The 7351-nt window shown below is 74.0% G+C and carries 5 protein-coding genes; 3 read left to right on the top strand and 2 right to left on the bottom strand.

Annotated elements, in window-relative coordinates:
• A partial coding sequence (locus tag FRAQA3DRAFT_RS14930; protein WP_009739867.1) for an alpha-(1->3)-arabinofuranosyltransferase family protein occupies positions 1-3637 on the top strand: 3637 nt, incomplete at its 5' end.
• A gap of 64 nt (positions 3638-3701) precedes the next feature.
• The gene (locus tag FRAQA3DRAFT_RS14925) at positions 3702-4268 is read left to right on the top strand and encodes a RyR domain-containing protein (RefSeq protein WP_009739866.1); all 567 of its coding nucleotides are present in this window, start codon (positions 3702-3704) and stop codon (positions 4266-4268) included.
• 10 nt (positions 4269-4278) lie between these two features.
• Here FRAQA3DRAFT_RS14925 and FRAQA3DRAFT_RS14920 read toward each other — a convergent pair whose 3' ends face one another.
• Positions 4279-4980: a hypothetical protein gene (locus FRAQA3DRAFT_RS14920; RefSeq protein ID WP_009739865.1), complete on the bottom strand. Its 702-nt coding sequence runs from the start codon at positions 4978-4980 to the stop codon at positions 4279-4281.
• A 314-nt stretch (positions 4981-5294) separates the two neighbouring features.
• Entirely contained in the window at positions 5295-5441 is a 147-nt protein-coding gene (locus tag FRAQA3DRAFT_RS35080) for a hypothetical protein (protein ID WP_009739864.1), read from the bottom strand.
• Between the two features lie 441 nt (positions 5442-5882).
• Here FRAQA3DRAFT_RS35080 and FRAQA3DRAFT_RS14915 point away from each other — a divergent pair, with 441 nt between their 5' ends.
• A complete protein-coding gene (locus FRAQA3DRAFT_RS14915) occupies positions 5883-7313 on the top strand; it encodes a condensation domain-containing protein (protein ID WP_232292060.1) in 1431 nt (476 codons plus the stop codon).
• Positions 7314-7351: the final 38 nt, after the last annotated feature.

Raw genomic sequence — 7351 nt, 5'->3', positions numbered from 1 at the left:
CCGCCGACCCGGCCCGGCGGCTGTCCCCCGCCGCGCCGCCGCGCTGTCGGGCCTTGCCATCGTGGCGACCGGCGGCACCAACGCCACCGTCACGCTGTGCGTGCTGCTCTGTCCGGCGGTGGTGCTCGTGTTCGCGGGCGGGACCCGCCGGGCGTGGGCGCTGCGGGCCTGGTGGGTGGTGGCGGTCATCCTCGCCTCGGCCTGGTGGCTGCTGGCGTTGATGGTGCAGGGCCGGTACGGGCTGAACTTCCTCCCCTACACCGAGACCGTCGAGACGACGACGGCGACCACGTCGGTCGCCGAGGCGCTGCGCGGCGCGACGGACTGGCTGGCCTACCTCCAGCTGCCGCGCCCCTGGCTGCCCGCCGCGACCGAGTACGTCTCCCGGCCGGTGCCGATCGTCGGCTCCGCGGCCGTCGCCGCGATCGGGCTGTGGGGGCTGTCCCGGCCCGACCTGCCCGCGCGCCGGTTCCTGCTGGTGACGTTCGCCGTCGGTACCGTGTCCGTCGCCGCGGCCTACCCGGGCGACCCGGGTAGCCCGCTGTCGGGCGCGCTGCGCGATCTGCTCGGTAACCAGCTCGGCTTCCTGCGCAACGTCTACAAGTTCCAGCCCGTGGTGCGGCTGCCGATCGCGCTGGGCGTCGCGCACGCGCTGACCGCCCTGCCCGCCCGGGTCCGCCGCGCCCGCGGCCGGTGGGACGACTGGTCGCGCCCGCGGGCCGGCGTGACGCCGGCCGCCGCCGCGGTGATGGTGGCCGCGCTCGTCTGTGGCATGACGCCCGCGCTGTCCGGCCGCGCGTTGCAGCCCCGCCCGTTCACCCAGGTGCCCGACTACTGGGTGCAGGCCGCCGACTGGCTCGCCGGGAACCCGCAGGGCGGCCGGGCGCTGGTCGTGCCCGGTTCGCCGTTCGCCGAGTACGAGTGGGGGCGTCCGCTCGACGAGCCGTTGCAGTGGCTGGCGAAGACGCCCTGGGGGGTCCGTAGCCTCATCCCGCTCGGCGGCACCGGTGTGACCCGGCTGATGGACGGCATCGAACGCGAACTGGCCACCGGCTCGGCGCCGGGGCTCGGCAACGCGCTGGCCCGGGCCGGCATCGGCCAGATCCTGCTGCGCAACGACCTGGAGCAGAAGGACTGGGACATCCCCCCGTCCACCGACGAGCTGCACCGGGCGCTGCGTTCCTCCGGGCTGGCGCTGGCCGCCTCCTTCGGCCCGCAGGTGCCGGCCAGCGCCTCGGCGAAGGAACGGCTCGTCCCGGAGCTGCGCAACCCGAAGCAGAAGGTGTCGGCGCTGGAGATCTGGACGGTGCCGACGGGCGCGAAGATCGTCCAGTCCTACGCCGCCGACGCCGCCGTCGTGGTCTCCGGCGGCCCCGAGGCAACGGTGCAGCTCGCCGCGCAGGGCCTGCTCGGCGCCGACCGACCCGTCGTGCTCGCCGCCGACCTCGCCGACCCGGCGGCCTCGGCGTCGGAGTCGGAGTCGACCAGCCCGAACGCGATCAAGGTCGCGCCGCGGGAGGTGATCGGGCCGTCGACCGCCTGGGTCGACACGGACACCCTCACCCGCCGGGACAGCACCTTCGGCATCGTCCACGACGCCACCTCCTACCTGCTCGGGCCGACCGGCAACGCGGTGGGCAGGACCGGGGAGCCCAACCAGTGGGCCGAGGACGACGTGGCCGGTCACCAGACCGTCGCCGGCTTCGTCGAGGGCATGTCGGTCACCGCCTCCTCCTACGGCTACGACCTGCTCGCCGCGCCGGACCTCGCGCCCCCGGCCGCCGTCGACGGGTTCACCGCCACGGCCTGGACGGCGATGCGCAAGAAGGGCACCACTTCGGCCGGCCAGTGGATCCAGCTCGACATCGGCCGCCGGATGACCGTGCCCTACATAGACATCCGGCTGCTGTCGGAGGGCCCCTGGCGACCCGCCGTGCGGGCGATGCGGGTGACCAGCCAGGCCGGCGCGGTCGTGACCGACGTGTCCCCGGTGGAGGACGTCCAGCGCCTCGCCGTTCCGCCGGGGGAGAGCCGCTGGTACCGGATCGCGTTCGAGCGGGTCGACCGGGAGAACGACGACACCCTCGGCGCCGGCATTCGGGAGATCACCATCCCCGGCGTCAGGTTCGAGCACTACGCGCAGCTCCCCGACGACGTCGGCCGGCTGTTCGCCGGGGCTGGCCAGGGGACCGTCGCCTTCTCGCTGGCGCGGCAGCGGGTCGACCCGGCGCAGCCGTTCGGCGGGTCGGAGGAGCTGGCGCTGTCCCGCCGTTTCGACGTGCCCCGGGAGATGACCTTCACCGTCAACGGTACGGCGAGCTTCCTGCCGCCCCCTCGGGGCACCCCGCCGGCCGACGACGATCCGCTGGTCGTCGCCTGCGGCAGCGGTCCCACCCTGGTCGTCGACGGTGCCCGCTACCCGCTGCGGATCACCGGGCGCAACAGCGACGTCACCTCGGTGCTGCCGGTGCAGGTGTCGCTGTGTACCGATGAGGGCCGGCTGACGCTGCCCGCCGGAACGCACCAGCTCCGCGTCGACCAGGGCCCGACCTCGATCCTCGTCGACTCGCTGGCGCTGGTGGGCGCCGGGCGCCAGCCGGCCGGGCAGGCGCCGCGCGCGACGGTGGTGCGCCAGTGGGGCGCGGAGAGCCGGACCGTCCAGATCGGGGCGGGCGGGCGGGCGTTCCTCGCCGTCCGGGAGAACGCGAACACCTCGTGGACCGCGAAGCTCGGCGGCACCACGCTGACGCCGGTGCGCCTCGACGGCTGGCAGCAGGGCTGGATCGTGCCGGCCGGCGCCGGCGGCACGATCGTCATCGACAACGTCCCCGGCACCGAGTACCGGCGCAACCTGATCGTCGGGCTGCTGCTGGTGATCGTCCTCGTCGGGCTGGCCGTGCTGCCGGCTCGCTTCCGGCTGCGGCGCAGCTCCGATGAGGACGGGTACCCGGCCTTCCCACGCCTGCCGCGGGCGGCCCGGCCATCCGGCGTCCCGCGGTCGCCCGGGGCACGACCCGCCGGCTTCGCGGTCCGGGCGGTGTGGACCGGCCTGGCGATGGTGGCGCTGGCCCTGGTGGCCGGCCCGGTCGCGTTGGTGGTGCCGGTGTTCGTCTGGCTCGGGCGGTCGCGGCCGCAGGTGCTGGGGTGGCTCGCCGCGCTCGCGATGCTCGGCGCCGGCATCGGGGTGGCGGCGCAGCCGAACAGCCAGCCCGGGTCGGGGCACGGGGCGTTCGGCGCGCTCGTGCAGGTACTCGGTTCGCTGGCGTTCGCCGCGGTGCTCGCCGCCCTGGCCGTCTGGGTCTGGGAACGGTCCGCGGCGCCGGACACCCCCGGGCGTGTCGACGCCGCGGCAGACGGCGCCGACCCGAGCGCCCACGGCCCGAATGGCCCCCGTCCCTTCGACGGCGGCCCCTACGGCCGAGGCCCCTACGGCGGCCCGTATGGCGCCGGCCCCCCGTACGGCGGCGGCACCCAGGGCGGCGGTCCCGGCGGTGCCGGTCCTTACGGCGGCGGTTCCTACAGCCCTGGTTCCTACAGCCCTGGTTCCGGCGGTCCTGGTTCCGGTGGTCGTGGTTCCCGTGTCGGGCGGCGGACTTCCGGTGGCGACATCTGGACCGAAAGCAAGAGACTCGACTAGCGGCACTGCGCCACCGATAGTTCGAACCTTGTCCGCCATCCGTTTCAGAAGGAGACACCGGGCCATGAAAGTGGTTGTGAGCGGATCCTCGACCCGGCAGCCCGGACCGGCCCCTGCATCCGCGCCGGACACCTCGTCACTCGCCGACCCGGGGTGCGTCGAGCGGTTGGCGCAGGCGATCCACCGCCGCTACGTCGAGCACGAGCTCGGCAAGCGGCACGAGGCGGGTTCGCGCCCGGGGCTGCGGCCCTGGGCGGAGCTGGCCGAGCCGCTGCGGGAAGCGAACCGTGCGCAGGCCGCCCACTTCGCGGTGATCGTGCAGGAGCGGGACTGGTCGATCGTCTCTGCCCGGCCGGACGGCGACCCGTTCACCTTCACCGACGCCGAGATCGAGGAACTCGCCCGCGAGGAGCACGTGCGGTGGCGTCGGCACAAGGAGCGGCAGGGCTACTCCTACGGTCCGCTCCGCCACGACGCCGGGCCGGACAAGCGGCACCCGTCGATGGTGGACTGGGAGGAGCTCACCGAGGAGGACCGCGACCGCGACCGCGACGTCATCCGCAACATGCCGGCCGTGCTGGCGCAGGCGCGGCTGCGGGTCGCGCGCTGGCCGGCCGCCGACGCGGGCTGAGCCACGGGCGTCAATCCCAGCCGTTCTCCCGCAGCCACCGGCGCCGCCGACGGGCGAGCAGGAACCGGATGATCCAAGGCCGGCGGGCGAATTCCTGTTCCAGGGCGCGGCGGATGACGGTCGTGTCCTCGGCGTAGCGGAAGCCGTCCTCGTCCGCCGATTCGCGAAACCCCATCTCGCCCAGATCCTGCAGGTCGGGGGTACGGTCCACCCAGCCCAGCAGGAACGCCGACGCGTCGGGGAGCTCCGCCGCGGCGGCGGTGAACTCGTGGGAGGGATCAAGGCGCAGCAGGCTCGCCGTCCGCCAGAGCGGGGCGAGCACGCGTAAGTCGTCGCGGCGGTCCATGCTGCGCAGGCTGGCGAGGGCGACGGCGCGCAGACCCAGGCGCAGCAGGTCGGGGTCGGTGCGGCGAACCGCGAGCGAGGCCATCCGCAGCCCGAAGGCGCGCAGGGTCTCTGCCTCCACCTCCGGGCGGACCAGTTCCACGAGCTGCTCGAGACCGCCGCCGCGCCGCGCCTTGCCCAACAGCTTCACGATGGCGAGGTCACGCTCATGCGGGATCGCCTGATCGGCATAGCGCGTCGCTGCCCCGCCCGTGATCGCTGCCCCGCCCGTGATCGCAGACCCGCCCGTGATCGCAGACCCGCCCGTGAGGCAGACGAGGTCCGCGAGTTCAATCCGGTCCGACGGGCACCTCTCGTCGCCGGTCATGGTGTTCCTTTCCGATGTTGCCCGGTGGACGCCCGCCTCGCCGCGCGGCGGACACCACCATCGGGCCAGCACCGGGCACGAACACCCCTGCCAAGGGATCACGGAAGACGGCGAGCAGGACGACGCCGACGACGACCCCGGCCAGGGGACGACACCGGCAGGGGAGATGGCCCCGTCGCCGGGGAATGCGTCGTCGCGGGGGAGGGCGTCGTCGCGGGGGAGGGCATTGTCGCGGGAGAGGGCATTGTCGCGGGAGAGGGCATCGCCGTGCGCAGGCACAGGTCGCCTGTGTCTGCGGACCGCGGGCGAGAAGGTCACCCGATCGGCTCGCGCCGGTCCGCCTCGTGCGCTGCCGGCGGCACGCAATCCGTTCCCGGGCGGGCTGCCCGGCGCAGTCCCCTGACGAGATGCGCGCGCACCCCGATCGCGCAGAGTGTTGCCGCGATGACCGGGAGGCTCATGGGGGCATCCTCTCAGGTCCCGACGATGATGACCAGTAGGTAACAGTCGGTGGCAGGGTGCCCGTTCCGGGGCGGGGGGTAGGACGACGGTGCGGGGCACCGGTAGACCTTTGGTATTCGTTACGCCTCCGCTGCGACTACTTTCCGTAAGCGGTGGGGGTGGCGCCCGGGCGGGACGCACCACCCAGCCGGGCCCGTTTCAGGGCCTCTGCCTGGCCATGTTGCGGTCGATGGTGGCTCTCCGGGAGGGGGTTCAGGCGGGTCCGCGGCGGGTGACCTCTCTCCCGAGCAGGCGATTTCCCCTGGTTACGCTTGACTGGCTCCTCGACGGCGACGCGCGCCATCGCCGTGCAACCGCGAAATCCCCTGCAGAGAGGCCGGCCTACGACAATGGGATTGGCGCAGGACGGCGGCGCTTCGGCACCGCCGATACCCGATCGGGTGTTGACTCCGGGTGAGCAGATTCTCGCAGCCTCGGACCGGGCGAGTGCGCCGCTGACCTGCGGGCTATTCGTCCAGACGACTGGGCGGCTGGACCCGGCGCGGCTGCGGGCCGCGGTGTGGACAGTGATCCGCCGTCATCCGATGGCCCGTGCTGTGCTGTACGGATCCCGCCAACACGCCTGGCGGTTCGCCGCCGAACCGACGGCCGATCCGGTCGGTTTCGTCGATGACGGCACCGACGGATGGCGTATCCACGAGATCCTTTCCTCGGCGCCGTTCGACCTGCGCCGCTACCCGCCGATCCGGGTGGCGCTGGTCCGTCGGGCCGACGGCGACCAGCTCAGCGTGGTGGCCCATCATCTCGCCTTCGACGGACTGCGGCTTGCCGCGCTCGTCACCGAGATCCTCGACCACTACCGGGAGACGGCCTACGGCGAGGACCGCGACGGCGCGGTCGTGCCGGGCGAGGGGCACCGCGGCGTCCCCGCGGGCGTGCAGCCGCTCGCCCGGGCCGGGGCGCCCGGCTGGGCCGCGCTCGTCCGCCGCTCCGGGCGCTACATCACGCCCCTGACAGTGGGGGGCGACGGCTACGGCTTCCACCCGCTGATCCTGCCGGCGTCCGGCGGCCGGCGGACGCTGCCGGATGGTCGCCGGATGACCATCAACGATCTGCTGATCGGCGCGGCGCATCTGGCGATCGACCGGTGGAACTCCCGTCGCGGCGGCGAGTCCGGCCGGCTGCGAATCCGGATGCCGGTCGACCTGGCGTCCTCGCTGTCGTTCGCCGCATCGCCGTCCTCGTCGTCGTTTCCCGCGCCGTCTGAGATCAGCGGGAACCGGACCGGTCAGACGATCATCTCAAGTGAGGTCGCGGACCGGGTGGACTCGCTGCAGCTCGCCGTCCGCGTGGTGGACCAGACCGGCCTGGCCAAGCAGGTCGTTCCGCCGCCCGTGCCGGGGCTCTCCGGTGCCCTCGGGATCGCCGCGGCGCGGTTCGTGCCCGGCCCGTGGCGCAGCACGCTGCTGCGTTGTGGGGTCGCCGTGGGGCGTCCGGTGCTCGCCCCGACCGCCGCGGTCAGCAACCTCGGTCGCTTCGACGACCTGGCCGGCGCTGCCGGCCTGCCGATCAGCGCGGTCTACTTCACCGGTACGGCCGGGATGCCGCAGGGGTTGTTCATCGGCGTGCTCGGCATGGGCGACAGCCTGTACGTCACGTTCGGCTACCACCGCCATCTCCTCGGACCCGGCTCGGTACCGGCCTTCGCGGATCTGTTCCGGGCCGCCTACGCCGAGTTGGCCGACACCGGCGCCACCGTGCTGACGCCGGCAACCGCGCCTGCGCCCGCCGTGGCCAGGGCCCCACGGCCGGACCGCGCGGCGGCCCCTGCGGTGACCACCCGCCGCGGGGGGGCTGTCCCGTCACGCTGACGCGAGGCCGGGCGGCGCGCCGGCGGACCCGACCCGCC

Source organism: Frankia sp. QA3 (assembly GCF_000262465.1).
Classification (GTDB): domain Bacteria; phylum Actinomycetota; class Actinomycetes; order Frankiales; family Frankiaceae; genus Frankia.
Note: the sequence above shows the minus strand (reverse complement) of the source record. Positions and strands in the feature narration are given on the sequence as shown.